The sequence below is a fragment of the Actinomyces acetigenes genome (assembly GCF_031296635.1).
Taxonomy (GTDB): domain Bacteria; phylum Actinomycetota; class Actinomycetes; order Actinomycetales; family Actinomycetaceae; genus Actinomyces; species Actinomyces acetigenes.
Window position 1 is genome coordinate 56434 of sequence record NZ_JASPFC010000012.1, and the last position, 22368, is coordinate 78801.

16 protein-coding genes and 1 riboswitch are annotated in these 22368 nt (G+C 70.4%); of the genes, 8 read left to right on the plus strand and 8 right to left on the minus strand.

The features are described from left to right. Positions 1 to 110: 110 nt before the first annotated feature. Positions 111 to 1097 carry a malate dehydrogenase gene (locus RIV14_RS06605; protein WP_075372659.1) on the minus strand — a complete coding sequence of 329 codons (987 nt, stop codon included), beginning with the start codon at positions 1095 to 1097 and terminating at the stop codon, positions 111 to 113. A gap of 254 nt (positions 1098 to 1351) precedes the next feature. Here RIV14_RS06605 and RIV14_RS06610 point away from each other — a divergent pair, with 254 nt between their 5' ends. Together RIV14_RS06610 and RIV14_RS06615 are read left to right on the plus strand one after the other, a co-directional pair. Then, complete coding sequence (locus RIV14_RS06610) at positions 1352 to 3178, plus strand: ATP-binding cassette domain-containing protein (protein ID WP_075372660.1); 1827 nt, start codon at positions 1352 to 1354, stop codon at positions 3176 to 3178. Beyond that, positions 3175 to 5028, plus strand: coding sequence for an amino acid ABC transporter ATP-binding/permease protein (locus RIV14_RS06615; RefSeq protein ID WP_075372661.1), 1854 nt, complete (start codon positions 3175 to 3177; stop codon positions 5026 to 5028). Before RIV14_RS06610 ends, RIV14_RS06615 begins: the two co-directional genes overlap by 4 nt. Before the next feature lie 100 nt (positions 5029 to 5128). Here the strand turns inward: RIV14_RS06615 and RIV14_RS06620 are convergent, their stop codons facing one another. The 3 genes from RIV14_RS06620 to purH form a co-directional block, all read right to left on the minus strand. After that, positions 5129 to 6478 carry a dicarboxylate/amino acid:cation symporter gene (locus tag RIV14_RS06620; protein ID WP_075372662.1) on the minus strand — a complete coding sequence of 450 codons (1350 nt, stop codon included), beginning with the start codon at positions 6476 to 6478 and terminating at the stop codon, positions 5129 to 5131. Between the two features lie 180 nt (positions 6479 to 6658). Continuing rightward, positions 6659 to 6958, minus strand: coding sequence for a DUF3017 domain-containing protein (locus RIV14_RS06625; RefSeq protein ID WP_070659526.1), 300 nt, complete (start codon positions 6956 to 6958; stop codon positions 6659 to 6661). A gap of 108 nt (positions 6959 to 7066) precedes the next feature. Beyond that, entirely contained in the window at positions 7067 to 8896 is a 1830-nt protein-coding gene (gene purH, locus RIV14_RS06630) for a bifunctional phosphoribosylaminoimidazolecarboxamide formyltransferase/IMP cyclohydrolase (protein WP_256699305.1), read from the minus strand. 25 nt (positions 8897 to 8921) lie between these two features. Beyond that, positions 8922 to 9011: riboswitch (ZMP/ZTP riboswitch) on the minus strand. 147 nt (positions 9012 to 9158) lie between these two features. On the opposite strand from purH, the gene RIV14_RS06635 reads away from it, so the two are divergent. Continuing rightward, positions 9159 to 11654 (plus strand): hypothetical protein, encoded by a 2496-nt coding sequence (locus tag RIV14_RS06635; protein WP_075372664.1) that lies wholly within the window; start codon positions 9159 to 9161, stop codon positions 11652 to 11654. 304 nt (positions 11655 to 11958) lie between these two features. Here the strand turns inward: RIV14_RS06635 and RIV14_RS06640 are convergent, their stop codons facing one another. Genes RIV14_RS06640 through sucC form a run of 3 tightly spaced genes read right to left on the minus strand, consistent with a single transcriptional unit; the run spans position 11959 to position 15383 of the window. Continuing rightward, positions 11959 to 13236, minus strand: coding sequence for a cell division protein PerM (locus RIV14_RS06640; protein ID WP_075372665.1), 1278 nt, complete (start codon positions 13234 to 13236; stop codon positions 11959 to 11961). Further along, positions 13233 to 14174 (minus strand): succinate--CoA ligase subunit alpha, encoded by a 942-nt coding sequence (sucD, locus tag RIV14_RS06645; protein WP_075372666.1) that lies wholly within the window; start codon positions 14172 to 14174, stop codon positions 13233 to 13235. The genes RIV14_RS06640 and sucD overlap by 4 nt, the downstream gene beginning before the upstream one ends. 3 nt (positions 14175 to 14177) lie before the next feature. Then, on the minus strand, positions 14178 to 15383 hold the full coding sequence (gene sucC / locus RIV14_RS06650; protein ID WP_075372667.1) for an ADP-forming succinate--CoA ligase subunit beta: 1206 nt from the start codon (positions 15381 to 15383) through the stop codon (positions 14178 to 14180). Between the two features lie 232 nt (positions 15384 to 15615). On the opposite strand from sucC, the gene RIV14_RS06655 reads away from it, so the two are divergent. The 5 genes from RIV14_RS06655 (at position 15616) to RIV14_RS06675 (ending at position 21686) form a co-directional block, all read left to right on the plus strand. Next, positions 15616 to 16386, plus strand: coding sequence for a phosphotransferase (locus RIV14_RS06655; RefSeq protein ID WP_075372668.1), 771 nt, complete (start codon positions 15616 to 15618; stop codon positions 16384 to 16386). 240 nt (positions 16387 to 16626) lie between these two features. Further along, entirely contained in the window at positions 16627 to 16767 is a 141-nt protein-coding gene (locus RIV14_RS06660) for a hypothetical protein (RefSeq protein ID WP_178387872.1), read from the plus strand. A 231-nt stretch (positions 16768 to 16998) separates the two neighbouring features. Further along, a complete protein-coding gene (locus tag RIV14_RS06665) occupies positions 16999 to 19374 on the plus strand; it encodes a 6-phosphofructokinase (protein ID WP_178387873.1) in 2376 nt (791 codons plus the stop codon). A 43-nt stretch (positions 19375 to 19417) separates the two neighbouring features. After that, positions 19418 to 20719, plus strand: coding sequence for a chloride channel protein (locus RIV14_RS06670; RefSeq protein ID WP_075372669.1), 1302 nt, complete (start codon positions 19418 to 19420; stop codon positions 20717 to 20719). 100 nt (positions 20720 to 20819) lie between these two features. After that, positions 20820 to 21686: a CPBP family intramembrane glutamic endopeptidase gene (locus tag RIV14_RS06675; protein ID WP_075372670.1), complete on the plus strand. Its 867-nt coding sequence runs from the start codon at positions 20820 to 20822 to the stop codon at positions 21684 to 21686. Here RIV14_RS06675 and RIV14_RS06680 read toward each other — a convergent pair. Further along, positions 21676 to 22323 carry a nitroreductase gene (locus tag RIV14_RS06680; RefSeq protein WP_075372671.1) on the minus strand — a complete coding sequence of 216 codons (648 nt, stop codon included), beginning with the start codon at positions 22321 to 22323 and terminating at the stop codon, positions 21676 to 21678. The two genes, RIV14_RS06675 and RIV14_RS06680, sit on opposite strands and share 11 nt — an antisense overlap. Positions 22324 to 22368: the final 45 nt, after the last annotated feature.

A 22368-nucleotide genomic window follows, 5' to 3' on the forward strand; every position in this document is an offset into this window, starting at 1 on the left:
CAAGGACTCACGGTCCCCCGCGCCCCAGGGGTGGTCCGTACCAGGAACGGGTCGGGATCGAGCGGGATCTCAGGGCGAGCCCGAGCGCCGATCCGGAGGGCTGGAGGGACTCAGATGAGCCCCATGGAGGCCACCGTGCTCTTCTCCTCGACGAGCTCGGCCGCCGAGGCGTCGATCTTGGCGCGGGAGAAGTCGTCGATCTCGAGACCCTGGACGATCTTCCACTCGCCGTTCTCCGAGGTGCAGGGGAAGGAGGAGATGATGCCCTCGGGAACGCCGTAGGAGCCGTCGGACATGACCGAGGAGGAGGTCCAGGACCCGGAGGTGCCCAGCACCCAGTCGTGCACGTGGTCGATGGCGGCCGAGGCGGCCGAGGCGGCCGAGGAGGCACCGCGCGCGTCGATGATGGCGGCGCCGCGCTTGGCGACGGTCGGGATGAAGTCGTTCTCGACCCAGGCCCGGTCGGCCAGGATGTCGGTGATGGGGGCGCCCTTGACGGTGGCCTGGGTCAGGTCGGGGTACTGGGTGGAGGAGTGGTTGCCCCAGACGGTGACCTTGTCGATGTCAGTGACGTGGCAACCGGCCTTGGTGGCCAGCTGAGCCAGGGCACGGTTGTGGTCCAGGCGGGTCATGGCCGTGAAGCGCGAGGAGGGGATGTCGGGGGCGTGCGAGGCCGCGATGAGAGCGTTGGTGTTGGCGGGGTTGCCCACGACGAGCACCTTGATGTCCTCGGCGGCGCCGGCGTTGAGGGCCTCGCCCTGGGGGCCGAAGATGCCGCCGTTGGCGGAGAGCAGGTCGGCGCGCTCCATACCGGCCTTGCGGGGCATGGAGCCGACGAGGAAGGCGATGTTGGCGCCCTCGAAGGCGGCCTTGGGGTCATCGAAGATGTCGACGCTGCCCAGGGTCGGGAAGGCGGAGTCGAACAGCTCCATCGCGGTTCCCTCAGCGGCCTTGACGGCCGGCGGGATCTCCAGCAGGCGGAGGTTGACTCGCTGGTCCGGGCCGAGCAGGGCACCGGAGGCGATGCGGAACAGCAGGGCATAGCCGATGTTGCCGGCAGCACCGGTGATGGTGATGTTGACGGGAGCGTTTGCCATCGAGGACTCCTTCGAGACGTGTGTCGTCGCGGGCCGCAGGCGGCAGCCCGGCAGGACAACGCTATGACGTTCGCGCAGGTGAATACACCGATCCGCCGCGTTTCGTGACTCTCACCACTGTCTGGGGTCATGGAGGTGGGATTCCTCCTGGTAGCCCATCATCCCAACGAGATACTCACCGCCCCTGACAACATCCCATCCTGGTCGATACGCTGGGGGCCTCCCCCAGCCCGTTTCTCGCCTCCAGGACCGTGATGAGCTCACGCCGATCCCCCGCGCCCATCCTCGCGCTGCTGCGCCGTGGCTCCCCGCCCCGCCCCGTGGTCTCCTCACCCGCCGGGCGTCGCGCAGGCGCCCTTTCCTTCGGCCTGACGCTCCTGGGCGCCCTGGGAGCCGGGTGGTGCCTCATCTCCACCGGACGCGTCCTGGGCGCCCTGCTGAGCTCCTCGCCTGCGACGGGCCTGCTCGCTCAGGCTCTGGCCGCGGCCGCCGTGAGCGCCACCTGCCAGCTGCTGGCCCAGCGGGTTGCCCGCTTCAGTGCGCTCACCGAGGAGGCGCATCTGCGCCGACTCACCCTGGCTCATCTGCTGGGGCTGGGGCCGGCGCGCGCCACCGACGTCCGCAGCGGCGCGACCGCCTCCCTGCTGACCGACGGCGCCGAGCGCGTGGCCCTCTACCGCCAGACCTTCCTGGCCCCCACGCTGGCTGCCGCAGCGGCGCCCCTGCTGGTGCTCGTCGAGCTGGCTGTCGTCGTCGACGTCGTTCCCGCTCTGGTCCTGGCAGCGGCCGTCGTCGTGGTGCCGGCCTTCATCGCCTGGTGCCACTCGCGGCTGCGGGCCTCGTCGTCGGAGTCCCGACAGGCGCGGATGCGTCTGGCCGCCGAGTACCTCGACGCGATCCAGGGTCTGCGGACCCTCACCCTGGCCCGGGCCGCGGAGCGCACCAGTGCACGCCTGCGCCTGGAAGGGGAGTCGAACCGCCGCGCAGTCATGGGGCTGCTGGCGGGCAACCAGCTCGTCATCCTGCTCACCGACGGCCTGTTCTCGCTCTTCCTCATCACCGTGGCCGCTGGCCTGGCCCTGCTGCGACTGTCCACCGGCGTGATCGATGTCGGTGACGCCTTGGCGATCGTCCTGACCTCCTACGTGCTCCTTGAGCCGCTGGACCACGTGGGCGCCTTCTTCTACGTGGGCATGGGCGGGATGGCCAACCAGCGCGCCATCGGCAGGATCCTGTCGCGCCCCCTGCCGAGCTCCACCACTCGGCCCACGGCCCGGACCTCCCCCGCGGCGAGCGCGCAGGCCGCCATCGTGCTCAACGACGTCGAGGCCGCCTGGGACGCCGACCCGGTGCTGGAGGGCGTGAACCTGAGCGTGCGCCGCGGCGAGAGCCTGGCGGTCGTGGGCCCCTCGGGGGCGGGCAAGTCAACGCTCATGGCGATGCTCGCCGGCAACCTGCTGCCCAGTGGCGGGTCCGTGTGCGTCGAGGGCACCGAGCTGAGCGCCGCGACGCAGGATGAGGTGCGCTCGGCCTCAGCGCTGGTGGCGCAGACGACCTGGCTGTTCACTGGGACGATCGCCGACAACCTGCGTCTGGCCCAGCCCTACGCGACGCCGTCGCAGTTGTGGCAGGCCCTGGAGGTGGCCCGCCTCGACAAGGAGGTGGCGCTCATGCCCGAGGGGCTGGAGACGCAGGTTGGCGAAGCCGGCCTGGGGCTGTCGGGTGGTCAGGCCCAGCGCCTGTCCCTGGCCCGCGCCTTCCTGGCCGACCGCCCCGTGCTGCTCCTGGACGAGCCCACCAGCCAGGTGGACCTGGCCAGCGAGGCGGCCATCGTGGAGTCCCTTGAGCAGCTGGCCCAGGGCCGCACCGTCGTCACCATCTCCCACCGCGTCGGGGCGCTGACCGCAGCGGACCGGACGGTGAGGGTCGAGGCCGGGGCGGTCCACGAGGTGGGCGGAGCCGGGGCACCCAGATCCGCCGGCGCAGCGCCCACCCAAGAGGCCACACAGCCCGGGGCCCACGAGACCGAGGAGCCCTCCCCCGAGGCCACCGACGGCGATCACCAGGAGGAGCGGGCATGATCCGATCGATCCAGTCGAGACGGTCCTCGGCGCCCCACTCAAAGGCAGCCGGCAACTCGGGGCAGGGCAGCCGGACCGGCCGGGCCGATGCCTCCGCACAGGCACCTGTCCCGCGGGCGATGCTGGTGCGCTGGCTGCTCCAGGTCACCCGCCCGGTCCTCTCACCACTGCTGGGCTCCACCCTGTGCCGTATCACTGACATGCTGTGCGGCGTGGCCCTGTTCTCCTTGGGCGCCTACGCCGTGGCCCGTACGGGTCTGGCGATGGCGACGGACGCACCGGTGCCGGCCATCTGGCCGGTCCTGGCCGTCATGGCCGGACTGTCCCTGCTCAAGGCGGCCCTGCGCTACGCCGAGCAGTTCCTGGGGCACCTGGTGGCCTTCAAGGCCCTCGAGCTGCTGCGAGGCCAGATCTTCCGCTCGCTCATCCCCCGCTCCCCCAGGGTCAGCGCGACGTCGCGCTCGGGCGACCTGCTGTCGCGGGCCACCAAGGACGTGGACCGGATCGAGGTCTTCTTCGCCCACACCTTCGCTCCGGCGGTCTGCGCCGTCGTCGCGCCGATCACGGTGCTCACGGTTATCGGTCTCAAGGTGTCCTGGCTGGTGGCCCTGGCAGCGCTCCCCTTCGTGGTGCTCCAGCTGCTCATCGTGCCCCGCCTGGGGTTCGCCACCTCGGTGGATGCCTCCCGCTCAGTCTCGGCGGCACGAGCGGATCTCACCCAGCACGTGACCGACACCGTTCAGGGCATGAGCGAGGTCGTCGGGTACGGGCGCAGCCAGGAGCGTCTTGATGAGATGGCCAGGATCGACGCCGAGATCGCCAGTGCCGCACGGCCAACCGGGCAGTGGGCCTCCGTACGCCGAGGCCTCAACCAGCTGGCGAGTCTGAGCGCACCGATCGCCGTCGTCGCCATGGGCGCGACGCAGCCGGCAACCGGCTCGGGCGCAGGCGTCCCCCTCCTGGCTGCGGCGGCCGCTGCGGTGCTGCGGCTGTCCGAGACAGTGCGCGGCGTCGAGGAGCTCTCGAGCGCTCTCAATGCCTCCTTCGCCTCGGCCGAGAGAGTGTGGGAGGTCGTCAACGCACCCGTGGAGGTGCGCGACGGCGATGAGGAGCTGACCGCCGGCATCTCCCACGAGGTCCTGTGGCAGGACGTCACCTACTCCTACCCCAACACCGCCACCCAGGCCGTCCGCGGCGCCAGTGTCAGAGCCAGGGCCGGACGGTGGACCTGCATCGTGGGGGCCTCCGGAGCGGGGAAGTCCACACTGGCCCAGCTGGCGGTGCGCTTCGATGAGCCGGACTCGGGCCGCATCCTCATCGACGGCCAGGACGTGAGCGACCTGCGTGCCGTCAGCCTCTACCAGGAGATCGGTCTGGTGGATCAGCGGGTCCACCTCATGCGGGCCACCATTGCGGACAATGTGCGCCTGGCGGCACCGTCGGCCACTGACGCCCAGGTGCGCCGGGCGTGCCAAGCGGCCTGCATCGATGAGGACATCGAGGCCCTCGAGTACGGTTACGACACCCTTGTGGGCGAGCGCGGCCAGTCCCTGTCCGGGGGCCAGCGCCAGCGCCTGGCACTGGCCCGCGCGCTCCTGGCCCGTCCCGGGGTGCTCATCCTCGATGAGTTCACCTCGCACCTGGATCCTGACCTGGATGAGCGGGTGCGCATCGGGGTGCGCACCTATCTTCCGCAGGCGACGATCATTGAGATCACTCACCGCCTGCAGTGGTCCGAGCAGGCCGACCACGTCGTCGTCATGGACGCGGGGGCGATCGTGCAGACGGGGCCGCCGGCCAAGCTCCTGGCCGAGCCCGGAGCGCTGCGCACACTGATCGGCCGTCGTTGAGACAGCGGCGGGCGCAGGCGGATTCAGGCCGAGACACTGGGCGGGCGTCGGGAGTCATTGACTTCCGGCGCCCGACCGGCTGACTGCGATGTACTCGGTTCTACTCGCCTGAGCGGGTGGCCGCGGCCGAGGCCTCGAGCTCCTCGGGACTGACGACCCCCTCGACGCTGACCGCGTTGAGGTAGGCCATCCCGTCGAAGGAGAGCTCACGGACGTTCTCCGGGTCGCCCTCGTCGTTGACGGAGCCGCCGGCCATCCGGTCCACGATGATGGCGATGGCGCCGTCACCGGTGACGTTCGTGGCGGTGCCGAAGGAGTCCAGGGCGATGTAGGTGGCGACCATGAGGTCCACCTGCTGCTTGTCAAAACCGAGCATGGAGGACAGCAGACCGGCGGCAGCCACGATGGCGCCTCCGGGGACGCCCGGTGCGGCCACCATCGTGATGCCGAGCATGAAGATGAAGCCGATCCACTGAGCGGTGCTCACGTGCAGGCCCTGGGTGAGGACGATCGCGAAGGCGAAGGCGAAGATCTTCGAGGTCGATCCTGCCAGGTGGATCGTGGCGCACAGGGGGACGGTGAAGGAGGCCACCGCGTCGGAGACGCCGTTCTTCTTCGTCTGACGCAAGGTGACCGGGATCGTGGCCGCTGACGAGGAGGTGCCCAGAGCCGTCAGGTAGGCCGGGAGCATGGTGAGCAGTGCCTTGATTGGGTTGCGGCGACCGATGAGTGCTGCGGTGAGGAACTGGATGCCCAGGATGACGACCTCGAGGATGAGGACCACGACGACGACCCGCAGGAGCGCCTTCATCACCACAACAGCGTCTCCCGTATAGGTGAGGTTGAGGAAGGTGCCGAAGATGTTCAGGGGCAGCAGCGGGACGATGATCCGCTCGATGACGCGGGTGATGATGGCCCGGAACTCGATGAAGCCCTTGCGCAGCACCCCCCGGGGCACCATGGACAGGCCGATGCCCAGGACGAAGGAGAGCAGCAGGGCGGTCATGACCTCGAGGGCCGGCGGCATCGGCACCGAGAAGTAAGCGCTCAGATCCGACCCGGGTTTGTCGGCATTCAAGGTCGTCCCGGCGAGCAGGCGTGGAAAGGTTGCGGCGCACACCAGGAAGGTGAGGAAGCCGGCGAAGAGGGTCGAGGTGTAGGCCAGAGCCGTCGTGATCCCGAGCCACTTACCGGCCCCGCGCCCCAGGTCGGCGATGGCGGGAGTCACCAAGCCGATGATGATGAGCGGGATGGAGAAGCTGAGGAACTGGCTGAACAGGTCGGAGAAGGTCGCGAAGACATTGCCGACGGGCTTGGGAATGAGCGGGTGGCCCCCGAAGCGAACCGAGCCCAGGAGCAGGGCCAGCAGGATCGCGCCAATGACCCAGGTCAGGATGCTGTGGCTGAGACGATGGGCCAGCGAGGGCGAGGCTGAGGGATTGCTTGACATGGAGGGACCTTCAGGGTGTGAAACGAGATGACAAGACGTCTTGACTGGGGCCAGCGTGCCATACCGCTCGGTCACGGCGCCGAACCGGACCGAAGAATGAGCATTTCCAGGGCACAGATCACACAGGGCGGCGCGCAGCATCACCGTGAGAACTCAGGCGGCGTGAGGATTGCTCCCCGCTCACAGGATGCGGGGCAGGTTGACGTAAGGCGATAGGAGGAACAGGACGGCGGCCAGGCCGATGCCGAGGACGACGTCGAACAGGCGGCTGCGCGCCGCCAGCCAGGTGCCGTCGGGGCGCTGGAGGCGGACGATGGCCAGCATGAGGATCCCGGTGGCCGTCCACAGGACGGCGATGCGGCGGTGCCCCAGCAGCGCGATGGTGGGGACAGCCGCCAGGCCGAGGGCCACGAGGACAACACAGATGGTGCGGTAGGGCTCCTTGTGCTCGGCCTGCTGGGGATGCGGGTCATGAGTCACGGGCAGGAGCCTATCTGCGCGAGGGATGCGGGTCCATGACCTGTCTCCGACTCGCACACCCACCTTGTGCCCGGCGCGAGGGGTCGGGCGCAAGGCGGCGCATGCGGCTCAGTGGGAGAAGTGGCGGGTGCCGGTGAGGTACATGGTGACGCCGGCGGCCTGGGCGGCGTCGATGACCTCCTGGTCACGGATGGAGCCTCCGGGTTGGACGACGGCGCGGACCCCGGCGTCGATGAGGACCTGGAGGCCGTCGGCGAAGGGGAAGAAGGCGTCGGAGGCGGCCACGGCCCCGCGGGCGCGCTGAGGCGCGGCGGCCCCCGCCAGGACCTCGGACGCATCGGCCCCGCCGACAGCGCCCTTCTCCTTCTGGGAGCCGTTGGCGGCGTCGCCGGTGGAGCGGGCCCCCAGGGTGTTGGCGCGCTCGACGGCCAGCTTGCAGGAGTCGACGCGGTTGACCTGCCCCATGCCCACGCCGACGGTGGCGCCGTCATGGGCCAGGAGGACGGCGTTGGAGCGCACGGCGCGCACCGAGCGCCAGGCGAAGGCCAGATCGGCCAGGAGCGCGTCGTCGGCGGCCGGTCCTGCGGCCAGGGTCCAGGCCGAGGGGTCGTCACCGGCGGCGTCCAGGACGTCGCGTTCCTGGATGACGGCGCCTCCCGTGACCTGCTTGATCTCGTAGCCCTCGCGCTGGGGGGCCTCGACGAGGAGCAGGCGGAGGTTCTTCTTGGTGGACAGGATCTCCACGGCCTCGTCCTCGAAGGCGGGGGCGGCGACGACCTCAGTGAAGATCGGCTTGATCTGACGGGCCATCTCGGCGGTGACGATGGCGTTGGTGGCGATGACGCCGCCGTATGCCGAGACCGGGTCGCAGGCGTGGGCCTTGCGGTGGGCCTCGGCGACGTCACCGGCGGCCGAGACGGCGATGCCGCAGGGGTTGGCGTGCTTGACGACGGCGACCGTGACGGCCTGGCCGTGGTCGTAGGCGGCGCGCACGGCGGCGTCGGTGTCGGTGTAGTTGTTGTAGCTCATGGCCTTACCGTGGAGCTGGCGGGCGCCGGCCACTCCCCCGCTCGCCCCGGCGGTGCGGTAGACGGCGGCCCGCTGGTGGGGGTTCTCCCCGTAGCGCAGGCTCGCCAGGCGCTCGTAGCCGACGCCGACGTAAGCCGGCGGCGCGGCCGGCCCGCGCGAGTCGGCCCCGGCCGCATCGGCCAAGTCCGTGGCGTCGGCGACGTCGTCGGTCTCGATCTGGCCGGCCATCCAGGTCGCCACGGCCGCGTCGTAGGCGGCGGTGTGGGCGAAGGCCTCGGCGGCCAGGCGGCGGCGGTCGGCCAGGGTAAAGCCGCCTTCTCGCACGGCGGCTGCGACGTCGTCGTACCGGCCGGGGCTCGTGACCACGGCGACGGCGGGGTGGTTCTTGGCGGCGGCGCGCACCATGGTGGGGCCGCCGATGTCGATCTGCTCGACGCAGGCGTCGAAGGGGGCGCCGGAGGCGACGGTGTCGGTGAAGGGGTAGAGGTTGACGACGACCAGGTCGATGGGGGCCACGCCCAGGGTGACCAGCTGGTCGAGGTGGTCGGGCTTGCGGCGGTCAGCGAGGATGCCGGCGTGGACGGCCGGGTGGAGGGTCTTGACCCGGCCCTCGAGGCACTCGGGGAAGCCGGTGACCTCCTCCACCGGGGTGACGGTCAGGCCCGCGGCGGCGATGGTGGCGGCGGTGGAGCCGGTGGAGACGATCTCGACGCCGGCGTCGGCCAGGGCGCGGGCGAGCGGGACGAGACCGGTCTTGTCGTAGACGGAGACGAGGGCGCGGCGCACGGGGACGCGGTCGGGGCTGATGAGGCCCTCGGTGGGGACGTGGGCGGTGGGGACCGCCTGACTCGTGGACTGCGAGGACTGGGACGACGACGGGGACGTTGACGAGGACGTTGACGAGGGCATGGTGCTCCTGGTGCGGCGTGGGGAAGCGGGACGCCCAGGCGGGCGACGTCCCGTTCATGGACGGCCTCGGCCACTCCCCGGTGGTGCCCCACCCTCGCCAGTCGCAGCCAGTCCCATCCTATCCGGTGGTGGCCACGACGGCACCGGGAAGGAGCGCACCCTCTTCCTGCCCTGACATTTTCCATGTCGCTTCCGGCGAACCATCCAACCGAACGGCCCGTTTCCTTGCAGGTGGCTTGAGAGACGGCATACAGTCCACAGCATGACTGCGCCCATCAACATCGCAGCAACACCGGCATATCGGAGCACTCCCCCGGAGCGGTGGCAGGAGGCCGCCTCCGCCTACCGGCGCTGGTGGAGCCGCCACCCGGGATTATCCAGCGCCCTGAACCTGGTGGTGCGTGGAGCCTACGCCCTCATGATCGTGCTGCTCATCGCCGCCCTGGTGATGGTGCCACGGCTGGCCTACGCCGCCGTCCCGGCGGCCTTCATGGCCGTGTGCCTCATGGTGGTGGCCCTCCTGGCGCGCACACGCACCATCAGCTGGCGCTCGGTGCTGCTCATGTACGGCGTCGGCGCCGCCTGGTCGCTCATCGTGTCCATGATCATGAGCTCGGTGCGCACCCGCGCGGGACTGTCCGTCATGGGTAACGGGATGAGTATCGCCCTGACCATTGCGTTGGAGGTTCTCAGCCCGCTGGTGCCCCTGGTGCTTGTGGTCTTCCTGGCGCCGGGGCGGATGCGCCGCCTGGCGGCCTCCGACTGGGCCCTGCTGGGTTTCGCGGCCGGGGCCGGCCTGACGGCCCTCAATGACGGCATCCGGGCCCTTGAGGAGAGCAGCCTGCTCTCCTCGGTCCTGGGCAACGGGCGCCTGCCCTTCTCCTTCAACCCGTGGACCTCGGGGTCGATGACCCAGGAGAGCAGCAACGTCCTGGCCGTCAGCAACCAGGTGAGCACCGCGAACATCACGATGGCGGTGGCGCTGGCGATCACGCTGTGGCGCCTCAAGGACTCGCCGGCCTTCGAAGGGGCTAAGAACCTCGTGTGGCTGCGGATCGTGGCCTGGATCCTGCCGGCAGTGGTCATCCTGCAGTCGGTGAGTGACCACGCCACCTACATCGCCAGGATCGCCCAGCAGCTCGGGCAGAGCGACTCCGGCGGCGGCTTCCCGGCGCTGCTCATGTTCCTGTGGAGGGTCAACGGCGGTGGCCTGAGCGCCATCCCCCTGTCCGTCATCCTCATGGCCGCCTGCCTGCTTCTGGACGCCCACCGCCGCGCCTACGCGGGCGTGCACGGCTGGACGGTGGCCGGGGCGCCGGCTCCCCGCTACCCCAATCTCACCGAGGCGCCGCCCTTCGTGCGCGCCCTCATCGTCTCGGTGGTGGCTCTGGCGAACTTCACCTGGGGCGACCTGGCGGTCACCTGGGGCGCCTACGGGGACCTGCGCCAGGGACGCCTCTACGCCATGCGGGCGGGGCGGGCCACGGCCGAGCAGGTGCGCGGCGTGCGGGCCGACGCCATGGAGGCCACGACGCCGGGCGCTGAGCCGAATGCCCGCCAGGGCTTCCGCCTGGGGATCCTGGTGGTCAGCGTCGTGCTGTTCCTTCTGTGCTGCATGTACGAGGTGCGTACCGTCTGGCAGCTCGCCCCCGAGCTCAAGGAGACCGAGGACGACCTGTTCCTCTCCGCCCTGCCTCGCCTGTTCTCCCAGTGGTGGAGCGACCTGAGCGGCAGCCAGGGGCTCCTCTACGCGATCGGTGTGCTGGCGGCGGTGGCCGTGAGCCTGTCCCTCGTCCTGACGCTGGGGGCTCCGGGGCGCCGCATCAGCACGGCGCCGTCGTCGAGCAGCCTCGTCAGTCACCTGCTCGCTCTCACGCCGGGGCAGGCGTGCCTGGCGCTGCTGGACTTCGCCATGACCTACATGCCGCGCTCGGCCCTGAGCGCCAGTCCCGCCGGGGGCGGTACCGACCTGGCCGCTGAGCTCTCCGTCAACCGGCGGATCCGGGGCGCCGAGAGCTTCTCCGAGAGTCAGGCGCTGTTCACGGCGCGCACCAAGCGGCAGGTGGCGGTCGAGGGCGACATCGCGCGCCTTCGCCAGCTCGCTGAGTCCCTGGGCGTGACCGACGTCGATGCCCTGGAACCCGACCGGATCGATGAGACCGTCGCCGAGCTGGCCGACTCGGGAGCCGACTCCCAGGTCGTCGGGCAGATGCGCGACCTGGCCGCCTCGGTGTCGGAGCAGCAGGCCGAGATCCTGGACCTGACGCGCCGCCTCAACACCGGTAACGGCGAGCAGTTCGCCATCCTGGAGGGATTGCGGATCACCGACGACTTCCGGGGTAAGGCCATCGACCAGCGGCCGGTGGACAGCCCCGTCCACGCCCTGGCGCTGTCCCCCGGCGGGAACCAACTGGTCGTCGTCGAGTACCAGGGGGCCGCCCCCACCATTGATGACGACGACGAGACCGACATTCCTCCCCGCAGGCTGCCGGGGCGGGCGGCGCACAAGTCGGCTGACAACGTCCTGGAGCACCTGGCCTGCGACGAGCGCGTCGCGCGATTCTTCCGGGAGAATCCTGAGCTGTGGCAGGCCCTCAAGGAGGGGCGCGCGCTCCTGGAGGCGAGTGTCCTCTACACCCCCATCCCGGGCATGACCTACCGGGCCGGGACAGCGCTCCTGGCGGTGACGCCCGAGCTGGTTGAGGGCGTGGATGCGGCTCTCGGTACCCTGAGCAGCGCGGGCACGGCGGCGCGCTGACTGCCCGCCCGGCTCTGCCTCGGGTCGGTCTCATGCACGAGGTTGGGGTTGTACTGGCCGAAGGTTGTGCGTACTGCACGAGACCCCCACCCCCGCTGAGTACCCCCAACCCTCTTCCAATAGATCCCGACCCTCGTGCAGTACGCGCCAGGCGCCATCAGAACGACCGCCCGCGCCCGAGACCTCCCGACCTACCCCAGCCCAGGCACGGCGAGAAACGAATCTCGCACCTGGCCATCCCGCCCCGCGTCGTCGTGAGGCGTCAGGACATCGAGACTCTCAGAAGTCACGAGGCAGCACGGCGCTACGCCTCGTCGGCCTCCTCGTTGTCTTCGTCATTGTCCTCCTCATCGACGGCACCCTCACGCGCATCGTGACGCCGGTACGCCGCCGGCAGGACCGACTCGGGCAGGGTGCCCCGGGCCCAAGTGCGCGTGTAGGGGTGGGCCAGGACGGCCATGGAGGCCAGTCCGACACCGACCTCGACGAAGACGAGGATGACGGTGTAGAAGACCAGCGGGCCGACGGCGGTCATCCGGTTCGGCCCCACGGATCCGGAGGCGGCCAGGCACAGCAGGCCCACGCCACCGGCCACGAGGAGAGCAGCCAGACCGGCAGCGCTGAGGGCGTAGCGCACCCGCAGGGCGTTGAGCACCGCCCGACGCCGCCAGGCGGCCACCATGGCGCCGGCCGTCACCACCAGGGGCAGCCACAGGCCCACGCTGCTCAGCGGCGTCGACGGCAGCATACCCAGCAGCGGCAGGCGCGGGACGGGGCCGGCCACCACCCGGTCGGGGGCAAAGACAGTGCCCGTGCCCACGGAGAAGCCGGCGCCGATGAGCCAGGAGCAGGCCCAGATCATCATGGTCGGCACCCAGCCGGTCTGAAGCAGGATCAGGCCGGCCATTGCGACGAAGCCGTCCCCGGTCAGGGAGTCGTGCAGAACCGAGACCCGGCCGGCGCCGTTGACAACAGCCGCGACCACCACCAGCAGGCTCAGCAGGCTCAGGGCCCGCGTGGCCCCGTAGGCCAGCGACAGGGACGGCCCCAGCCAATGGGGTCGGTGGTCCCACCAGCGGGTCAGGGGCGGCCAGTGGTGGCCGGCGCGCATGAGTTGGATGGCGACGATGACCCCGGTGAGCACGGCGATACCGACGACGGCGGGCCAGGTGTCCGGCCCGGCCGGGCCGGTGAGGCAGGCCAGAGCCGCGACGACGGTCGCGGCGAGGACGATGGCCGCCCCGGCTGCCGGCCGGGAGGGGTGGGCGCGTCGCACACAGAACCAGGTCCAGCCCACCTGCACCAGGGTGAGTCCCAGCAGCGGCAGGCTGAGCATGCCGTCGTCCTCGGAGGACATGGCGACCGTCCCCCCGAAGCCGAGGCTCCACAGGGCGGTCCCGGTGTGCAGGGCCTCGCCCGCGCTCAGGATGGCCGCGGCGTTGACACCGGAGGCCGCCTTGGACACGGCGATCGTCGCCAGCACCACCACCAGCCAGACCAGGCCAACCGACTCGACCCCCACGCGCAGGGACCACAGGGCCCAGGACGCCAGGCCGGTGGCTCGCTGCCGCGCCAGACTCAAGCGCTCACCTCACCGGCCAGGGCGCGGTAGAGCTCTCGGGCGATCTCAGCGGTCTGGCTGGGGGTGCGCCCCACCCTGACGCCGGCGGCCTCCAGCGCGATCTTCTTGGCCTCCGCGGTGCCTGAGGAGCCGGAGACGATGGCACCGGCGTGCCCCATGGTGCGTCCCTCGGGGGCGGTGAAGCCGGCGACGTAGGCGACAACCGGTTTGGTCATGTGCTCGCGGATGTAGGCGGCGGCGCGCTCCTCTGCGTCGCCCCCGATCTCACCGATCATGACAACCAGGCGGGTGTCGGGGTCGGCCTCGAAGGCGGCCAGGGCGTCGATGTGGGTGGTGCCGACCACCGGGTCCCCGCCGATGCCGATGCAGGTGGTGAAGCCCAGGTCGGACAGCTCGTGCATGAGCTGGTAGGTCAGGGTCCCGGACTTGGAGACCAGTCCCAGGGGGCCGGGGCCGGTGATGTCGGGTGGGGTGATGCCCACGTTGGAGCGGGCCGGGGAGATGATGCCGGGGCAGTTGGGGCCGATGATCTGCACGCCGTGGTCGGCCGCGTAGGCACGCATCCAGGTGGCGTCGGCCACCGGGATGCCCTCGGTGATGACGACGAGGAGGCGCACTCCGGCGTCGACAGCCTCGACGACGGCGCCCTTGGCGAAGGCCGGCGGGACGAAGACGACGCTCACCTCGGCGCCGGTGGCCTGCCTGGCCTCGGCGACGGTGCCGTAGACGGGGACCTCAACGGTTCCGGCCTGGACCTCGCCGGCGCCGGGGCCAATGGGGGCGACGTCGAAGGCGACGGTGGTACCGGCCTTGCGGGGGTTGACGCCGGCGACGACCTTCGTGCCGGCCGAGAGCATGCGGGTGGTGTGCTTGCGGCCCTCGGAGCCGGTCATGCCCTGGACGATGACGCGGTCGGTCTCAGTCAGGAAGATGCTCATGTCTCAGGCCTCCTTGCCAGCGGGCCGGCCGCTGATCTGCTCGGCGATGGCGGTGACGACGTCGGCGGCCCCGTCCATGGTGTCGACGACGGTGACGCCCTCAATGGCGGCGTCGGCCAGGATGGCGCGACCGGTGTCGGCGTTGTTGCCGTCCAGGCGCACGACGACGGGCTTGGGCAGCCCGCCCAGGGACTCGACGGCGGTCACGATGCCCTGGGCGACGGTGTCGCAGGAGGTGATGCCGCCGAAGACGTTGACGAGGATGGCGCGCACCTGGGGGTCGGAGGCGACGACCTCCAGGCCGGTGGCCATGACCTCGGCCGATGAGCCGCCTCCCAGGTCGAGGAAGTTGGCTGGCTTCATGCCGCCGTGGCGCTCGCCGGCCCCGGCGACGACGTCGAGGGTGGACATGACCAGGCCGGCGCCGTTGCCCAGGACCCCGACCTGGCCCTCAAGGCGCACGTAGTTGAGGCCGGCCTCGCGGGCACGGGCCTCCAGGGGATCGGTGGCGGCGTTGTCGACGAGCTCGGCGTGGGCGGGGTGGCGGAAGCGGGCGTTGTCGTCGAGGGTGACCTTGCCGTCCAGGGCGATGATGCGGCCGTCGGTGGCCTTGACCAGGGGGTTGACCTCCACGAGGGTGGCGTCCTCAGCGGTGAAGACCTCCCAAAGGCGTTCGATGACGGCGGCGACCTCGTCGGCCAGGGGGCCGGCCTCGAAGCCTGCGGCCTCGACGATCCGGTGGGCGACGGCGGGGGTGATGCCCTGAAGCGGGTCGATGCCAATGCGGGCCAGGGCCTCGGGGCGCTCGGCGGCGAGGGTCTCGATGTCCATGCCGCCCTCGCGCGAGCACATCGCCAGGTACTGACGCTCGGCGCGGTCCAGGAGGATGGAGAAGTAGTACTCGGCGTCGAGGTCGACGCCGTCGGAGACGAGGACGGCGCGCACCGTGTGGCCCTTGATGTCCATGCCCAGGATGTCGCGGGCGCGAGCCTCGGCCTCGTCTGCGGTGCGGGCGAGCTTGACGCCGCCGGCCTTGCCGCGGCCACCGGTCTTGACCTGGGCCTTGACGACCACCAGCTCACTTCCCGCGTCGAGGAGGGACTGCGCGGCGCTGCGCGCCTCCTCGGGGGTCGTGGCCACGGCGCCGTCGAGCACGGGGACGCCGTGCTGGCGGAACAGGTTCCTGGCCTGGTACTCGTAGAGATCCATGCAGCTGATCCTCTCGGGGCATGTGGATGGCTTGCGGGGCGCGAGCCGGCCGGGCAGGCGCCAATGATGAGCCTAACGTCCCGTTGGCCGGTCAGGAGGGTGGACACGGCGCGAGGCGACAGAGTCCCACACGGCGTGGTCGCCGCGTCTCGGCGGGGCGTGCGCACCAGGGCCTTCGCCGGCCACGAGTGCCGTCCAGCCACGTAGGATGACGAGGGATGGGGCACGTGGCATGAGCAAGGTTCCCGAGAGTCTTCAGGGTGGGTCGACCGAGGTCACCAAGGTGGGCGGTAGAGTCCTTCGCGCTCGGCGCCAGGGCAGCACCGACGTCGAGTGGCTGCTCACCGTGCTGGAGCACAGGGGGTTCAGGTACTCCCCGCGTTTTGTGGGCCTGTCCGACGACGACCGGCAGGTCCTCGAGTTCATTGAGGGCCAGGCCGGCGTCTACCCGCTGCCTGAGGAGCTGCGCCACGATGAGGCGCTCATCTCAGCGGCCCGGGCGCTGCGCTTACTGCACGAGGTGACCAGCGACCTGGCGACCGAGGTGCTGGATGGCTGGATGTTGGAGGCGGTTGAGCCTTACGAGGTCATCTGCCATGGGGACTTCGCGCCGTACAACTGTGTGTTCGACGGGAGCAGGCTGGTTGGCATCATCGACTTCGACACCGCGCACCCAGGTCCTCGCATCCGCGACGTCGCCTACGCGATCTATCGCTTCGCCCCACTGACCGCACCAGGAAACGCCGTCGGATTCGGCTCTCTGGCCGAGCAGGCTCGGCGGGCTCGGCTGTTCTGCGACGAGTACGGGGAGGTGAATCGGTCTGAGGTCATCGAGGCCGTGTGCCGACGGCTGCTCGATCTGGTCCGGTACATGCGTTCTCAGGCGGCGCAGGGCGACGCTGCATTCCAGTCCCATCTCGACGACGGCCACGACACCGTCTATCTGCGTGACGTCCACTATCTGAGGACCAACGCGGCGGCACTCACCAGGGCGCTCACGTAAGAGCCCCGATCGAACCACCGCTGGATCGCAGCACGCGGTCTCTACCCACGAGCGCCGTCGAGGACGTACTTTCCCCTCGGGGACTGCGTTGTCCCACAGATGACTGCGGTCAGACCCCAGTCGTCTGCGGGAGATCGCAGTTCTCGTTCGGGATGTACGTCCTGGTTCCCGGACTGTGCGCCGCGCACGCGAATTATCATGGGTTGACACGAGGAAAGGGGCTCGAGAAAGGAGACGGCCGTGCCCTCACTGACCGCAACGAGCGCACTGGTCGGTGCCATGGTGCTGCTCGGCATCTGGAGCGGCAGGCGGTGGGGCCGACGACGCAAGCGCACCCTCGACGCCGAGGCCCACAGCCTCCGCGCCCACCGAAACGGGTAGTTCCCTGGTCGCGGACTTTCTGTCCCTTGCTCCCAAAGCAGGGGACAGCATCGCTTCTCTCATCCATGGGGTCACCGGGGACCGACGAATACGTGGATACCGCGGCAAGAAAACACTCTTGGGACCACAGGCGGATGACGTGGCGGCGCTTGCCAGCAACAATAAGGGCTGATGCCCTCCCGGCCGACGCCGGGAGCCAGGCCTACCGGTGACCCCAGGGAAGGACCCCACATGCCAGCCGCCATGTCCTCAGACACCGCAGACACTGTCCCCTCCCCCACCGGCTCGTCGGCCGGCCCGCTGCTGGGCCTGGACGGTGAGCCCCTGCGCATCGGAGTCCTCACCTCCGGCGGTGACGCCCAGGGCATGAACGCGGCCGTGCGGGCCGTGGTACGCACCGCCATCCGTCTGGGGGCCAGGCCCTACGCGGTCATGGAGGGCTGGGCCGGGGCCGTGGCCGGGGGTGACGGCATCCGCCCCCTGGAGTGGGACTCGGTGGGCTCCATCCTCCAGCGCGGCGGCACCATCATCGGCACCGCTCGCTCGGCCGAGTTCCGCGAGCGCGCCGGCCAGCTGGCGGCTGCCCGCAACCTTCTGGAGCACGGCATCGACCGGCTCGTGGTCATCGGTGGCGACGGCTCCCTGACCGGCACCAACGAGTTCCGCAAGAACTGGCCCTCCCTGCTCGAGGAGCTCGTCGCGGCAGGTGACATCAGTGCGGAGACGGCCGCCGCCCACCCCGTCCTCATGGTGACCGGCCTGGTGGGCAGCATCGACAACGACCTGGTGGGCGCCGACATGACCATCGGCGCCGACTCCGCCCTCCACCGCATCCTGGAGGCCATCGACGACATCTCCTCAACAGCCGCCTCCCACCAGCGCACCTTCGTGGTGGAGGTCATGGGCCGTCACTGCGGCTACCTGGCCCTCATGGCGGCCGTGGCCGGGGGCTGTGACTACGTCCTGGTCCCCGAGCTCCCCCCGGGCAAGGGCTGGGAGGAGGACATGTGCTCCAAGCTCAAGGCGGGCCGGGAGGCCGGACGCCGCGAGTCCATGGTGATCGTCGCCGAGGGCGCCACCGACCGCGAGGGCAACCGCATCAGTGCCGACGACGTCCGCCAGGTCATCGCCGACAATCTGGGGGAGGCCGCCCGCGTCACCATCCTGGGTCACGTCCAGCGCGGTGGCCGCCCCAGCGCCTACGACCGTTGGATGTCCACGCTGCTGGGCTGCGCCGCCGCCCGCGAGGTGGTGGCCATGGAGCCTGGCAGCGAGCCGGTCATCATCGCCGAGCGCCACAACCGCATCCGCCGCCTGCCGATGATGGAGCAGATCGCGGCTACCCGCGCCGTCAAGGACCTTGTGGCCGCCCATGACTACCTCGGGGCGATCCAGGCCCGCGGGGCCAGCTTCGGCAAGATGCTCGAGCTGTTCGAGACCATGTCCACGCCTCCCGCCGAGCCGGCCACCGATGCGGGTTCGACGCCGTCGGCCTGCGACCGTCCCAAGCGGGTCGCCATCATCCACGCCGGCGGCCTGGCCCCGGGGATGAACACGGCGGCGCGCGCGGCCGTGCGTCTGGGCCTCGACCACGATTTCACGATGCTGGGAGTCTACGGCGGCTTCCCCGGTCTGCTCGACGGCGACGTCCGCGAGCTGACCTGGGCCGACGTCGAGGGCTGGGTCGGTGATGGCGGCGCCCAGCTGGGCACGCGCCGCGAGGTGCCCACCATTGAGCAGCTCTACGCGCTGGGGCGGGCCATCGAGCTCCATGAGATCGACGCCCTGCTGGTCATCGGCGGCTACAACGCCTACCTGAGTGCCTTCCGCCTGGTCACCGAGCGGGACCGCTACCCCGCCTTCCAGATCCCGATCGTGTGCGTGCCGGCCTCCATCGACAACAACCTGCCCGGCTCCGAGCTGAGCATCGGCACCGACACGGCCCTCAACAACGCGGTGGTGGCCCTGGACTCCATCAAGCTCTCTGCGGCGGCCTCCCACCGCTGCTTCGTCGCCGAGGTCATGGGCCGCAAGTGCGGCTACCTGTCTCTGATGTCCGGCCTGGCCACCGGCGCGGAGAAGGTCTACCTCAACGAGGAGGGCATCACGCTGGCGGGACTGGCCGCCGACTCCGAGCGGATGGTGGAGTCCTTCCGCTCGGGCCGCAGCCTCTACCTGGTGATCCGCAACGAGCGGGCCAGCGTCAACTACACCACCGATGTCCTGGCCCATATCTTCGCCGAGGAGGGCAAGGGCCTCTACGACGTGCGTGAGGCGATCCTGGGCCACCAGCAGCAGGGCGGCAGCCCCACGGCCTTCGACCGGATCATGGCGACCAAGCTCATCGCCTACTCCCTGGAGCTGTTGGCCGGCGCCCTCAAGCGCGGCGAGCCGACGGCCTCCTACGTGGGTCTGATCAGGGGCAAGGTCTCCGACCACCCGTTGGACCGCATGAACGACGACCTCGACCGCGACAACCGTCGCCCCCGCCACCAGTGGTGGCTGGGGCTGCGCCCCGCCGTGGGTCTGGTCAGCCAGGACATCGGGACCCTGGCGCTTCAGGACGTGCCCGACTTCGGTGAGGCGGTCGACGACGCAGCCAATTGACCCGCTGGCCCCGGCAGGCGCGGGGCCGGGTATCGTGCCTGGGGTGCGCGCGCTGATACGACCCCGGTTCCTGGTGGCTGCCGCCGTGGCGGGCGTGGCCGCGGGTCTCATCGGGATCGCAATGGCGCTGCTTCTGGAGCTCTTCGAGGCGCTGTTCTACGGCGTCGCCCACGGCGGGCTCCTGGAGCGCTTGTCCGCCGCCCCGCCCTGGCGGCGCGCGCTCGCCCCGGCCACGGGCGGTCTTGTCGCCGGTGGCTTGTGGTGGTGGCTGCGCGCCACTGGCGGGGTGGCCGACGTGGAGACTGCGGTCGCGGACCGCAGCGGTCAGGTAGCTACCCGAATCGGACTGGCCCGCCCCTTCCTCGACGCCGTCACCCAGGTCCTCACGGTCGGTGCGGGCAACTCGGTGGGCCGTGAGGGCGCCCCGCGTCTGGCCGCCGGAGCCGTGGCGGCCAGGCTCACCACTCGTCTGGGGATCGGCAGGACCGAGGGCGCGATCCTTATCGCCTCCGCCGCCGGGGCGGGGCTGGCGGCCATGTACAACGCGCCGCTGGGAGGGGCCGCCTACGCCGTCGAACTCGTCATGGTCTCCGGGATGCGGCGGCGCGGGGCCCTCGTGGCGGTCCCGGTGTGCCTCATCGCCACGCTCGTCTCCTGGCTGCACTCCCACGGGCACCCCACCTTCGAGGTCGCCTCGCCAGGACTGTCGTCGGGGACCGTCCTCGGGCTGGTCCTGCTCGCGCCCGTGGCCGCGGCGCTCGGGGTGGGGGCGAGGCGACTGTGGTCGTGGATGCTGGCGCACCGGATGCGCGTCCTTAGGTGGCTGCCGGCGGCGATCGGAGCGGCGGGACTGGTCACCGGGCTGGTGAGCCTGTGGGTCCCGGCCGTCGTCGGCAATGGTCGCGACGCCATGGAAATGGCTCTAACTACTCGTGTTCCCGAGGCTTCGAGCGGCGCCGCGGGTACGGTCCTGGCTCTACTGGCCGGCATCGTGGTTCTCAAACCGGTCCTCACCGGTCTCACGCTCGCCGCCGGTGCCACCGGCGGCCGGCTGGCCCCCTCCCTGGCTGCAGGATCGAGCGCCGGGGCGGCCCTGGCGATCGCGTTGCAGGCCTGCGGGGTGGAGGCCGGCGTCGCGATGCTGGCGTTAGCCGGCGCGGGGGCGGTGCTCGCCACCACCCAGAGGGCCCCCGTGTTCGGGATCGTCTTCACCTGGGAGCTGGCCCGCGCCGGAGCCTGGACGCTGATGGCCCTGTTGACGGTCGTCCTGGCGGTCACCCTGCTGGCTTCTCCTGACCTGCGGCGCACCGTGGCCTTGCGGCTGCGGACCTCACGGAGCCGGTAGCCGGACCCGCCTGCGACGTGTCAGGGTCAATCATTCTACCGAGTAAACATATACTCCTGAGCGGATCGCAGCCGGCAGCCACGTCTCCATCGGAACCACTATGGATCGTCACTACGACGCCGCACCACCTCGTCACGCGCTACAGCCCTGCGCGGCCGACGCCTACGCCTTTGAGACCGGACGGCCCGCCGCCTCCGAGGGCGTCACCCTTGCCGCCGTCGCCCTGCTGGCAGGTGCCCCGGCACTGGGCACGGCCCTGGCGCTCGTGCGGGGACCGTGGATCCTCATGCTCGTCCTCCTTCACGTGGGCGGGCTCGCCCTGTGGTTCGGGATGGCTCGGCGCGGCTGGCGCGACCTGCTGAGCAGTGGCGGCATACGCAGCAGAACCGTCCTGTTCGCAGCCGGAGCCCTGGGCGGAGTCGCCTTCGGCGGCCTGCACACCTGGATGGGGCCGACGGGCACCGGCCCGTTGTGGAGGCCGGAGATCACCGCCTCCACGGTGCTTCGCGCGCTGGTCTTCGCCCTGAGCGTCGGCATCGCCTACAACGCGATTCCTGAGGAGATCACGCTCAGGCGCACCCTGTTCTCACCGGTGCACGAGCGCTTCGGGGCGACGGCCGCTGTGCTGATGACGACGGCGTCCTTCACCGCACTGCACCTGCCGACCTGGCTGACCTCCGACACCAGTCTCAAGGGCTACGCCTGGCAGGTCCTCCACAAGGTGCTCTTCGGGTTGCTCGCCGGCTGGTCGGTGGTGCAGCTGCGGTCGGTGTTCTTCGCCCTGGGCCTGCACGTCAGCGGTAACGCCCTGGGCCTGTTCATCGGCCAGCTTCAGAGCGAGAGCCTGCCCGACTTCGAGATCTCGTGGCTCAACGCGGCGATCCTACTCACCGGCGCGGCTACGGTCGCTTTCCTCATCCTCCTCCTGGGCCGACGAGTCAAGCAGCCCTCTGCGCTCAGTCCTTGATCGTGAGGATCTCGTTGACGTCGACGCGGTCAGGCGCGAAGGCCGCCAGCGCCGAGTCCGTGGGATAGCCCAGCGCGATCCCGATCGCGACGATCTCATCGGCTCCGATCCCCATGGCCTCGCGCACCTCGTCCGGGTACATGACCAGGGCGTAGGCGTTGATGGCGCCAAGGCCCTTGTCGGCAGCCGCCAGGACGAGCATGACGGAGAAGGCCCCGAGGTCGTGGAAGGACCACGGAGTGGACTCGACCGGGATCGTCACGTACAGGACCGCCTGGGCGTTGAACAGCCGTCCTTGCGATGCCTGGAACTCCTGGACGCCCTCGCCCAGCTGTGCACCGATCTGCTCGCCGAGCGCAGCCATGTTCTCCTGGGTGGTCGCAGACCACTCTGTACGAGGCTTCACCGGGAGGTCGGCGTTCCCCTTCCTGCCGGCGGCGACGTCTGCGGCATGGCGCTTCTTGATCCCGGCCAGCGTGGCCCCGGTGGCCGCATAGACCCGCCAGGGCTGGGAGTTCACCCATGACGGCGCCTGCTGGGCGGTGCGCACGACATCCACCAGATCCTCCTGGGAGACGGGCTGGTCGGTGAAGTCTCGTACCGAGTGTCGATTGGCGACGACCTGGCTGAACTCCATGGTGCTCCCCTACTTCCGATATCCGCGGGCTTGTCCACCAAGACC